We start from the raw sequence: 1,277 nt of genomic DNA on the forward strand, positions 1-1,277 counted from the left end.
AGTCCGCGCGAGCAACGGGCCGCGCGGCCTGGGTGGCCGATGTCAAGTGGGTGTCAATGGCTCAGGATGATGCTGGCGATGATGCCGGTGGCGATCGCGGTCAGCACATAGTCACCACCCACTTGCACCCAGACGTGGCCGCGTGGAGGCGGTGCCAGGCGGTGTGCGCGGTAGTTCGTCACGTAGTACTGCTGATTGCGGTAAGCGCGCGGCATGTAGCCGCCACGGTGAAACTGCGGCCCGCGGGCGTTGTAGTAATACACGGGGCCTGGATGGCCGTGTTGTCGGGCGTCGTAGCGACGGTCGTCGCGCCGATCATGGCGGTAGTGGTGCCGGTCATCGCGGCGCTCGTTTCGAGCTTCGTGGCGGTTCTGCTGGCGCTGTTGCTGGCGTTGCTGTGCGTGCCGGGGCTGGTCTTCACGGGCGCCGGACCGGTCGTGTTGCGCCATGGAGAGAGAACTGAAGCTCAGGCCGGCGAAGGCGATGGCGCAAGCCATGGTGGCGGATTTCATGGGGGATCTCCTGGTGTTGTGTGAGGCTTCATGTTCCGGCATCCATGTTGCTGCGGTGTAAACCCTGCGGGGTTCAATTGCAAAGAAGGGTAGCCAGGTGTTGAGCGCGCATATGCGTCAAATTTCCACCTATGAACGCCATGATCGACCAACAGGCTGCCAACGGCCGCCAAAACCGAGAATGGCCCGAGATGCTTGTTGGGGGCTGTTACATCCAGGGCGGCTCAGGTCGGCCCGATGGCGGTCTTGGCGTTCAGTTTGCCCGAGATGTATTCCCCGTGCGTCACGTGCAGCAGACCGGCGACCTTGCTGATCACGTGGTTCTCGTGTGCGTCCAGGTGCTGGTCCGCGTAGGCCACTTGCCACATGGCTTCCACCATCTCCACTTTTTGTGCGTGCGAAAAGTGCTCGTTCAGGCTGTTGGTGAAGCGCTGGGTGTCGTAGGCGTTGCGGGCCTCGGTCATGGCCAGTTCCACCAGTTGTTCCAGCTCGGACTCGGTGAGTGTGAAGCGGCTGCGCAAGGCGGCCAGCACCGTGGAGCGTTCTTCGGCTGTGATGGCCGGGTCTGCCCGCATCACCTCGATCAGCAGCACCGCTGTTGCCAACTGCTGGGTGTGGACTTGTTCGGCGGGTGATTCGGCGGGTGCTGCCATGCGTTCGAGCAGGTTTTTGAGGGTTCTGAGCATGCTGGGGTTGGGGTGTGCGGGTTGAGTGCGTGGTTGGATTGGAGCCCGTGCGGGCAAAAAAGTGCGGCGCCACTGTTGC

Annotated in this window: 2 protein-coding genes; both read right to left on the reverse strand. The window is 62.7% G+C overall.

Features of this window, described 5'->3' with window-relative positions:
• Nucleotides 1–53 precede the first annotated feature (53 nt).
• On the reverse strand, nt 54–512 hold the full coding sequence (locus ABYB95_RS23650; RefSeq protein ID WP_372662870.1) for an RcnB family protein: 459 nt from the start codon (nt 510–512) through the stop codon (nt 54–56).
• Between the two features lie 224 nt (nt 513–736).
• Nucleotides 737–1,198 (reverse strand): TerB family tellurite resistance protein, encoded by a 462-nt coding sequence (locus ABYB95_RS23655; RefSeq protein WP_372662873.1) that lies wholly within the window; start codon nt 1,196–1,198, stop codon nt 737–739.
• Between the last annotated feature and the right edge of the window lie 79 nt (nt 1,199–1,277).

The organism is Hydrogenophaga sp., from assembly GCF_041633695.1.
Taxonomy (GTDB): Bacteria; Pseudomonadota; Gammaproteobacteria; order Burkholderiales; family Burkholderiaceae_C; genus Hydrogenophaga.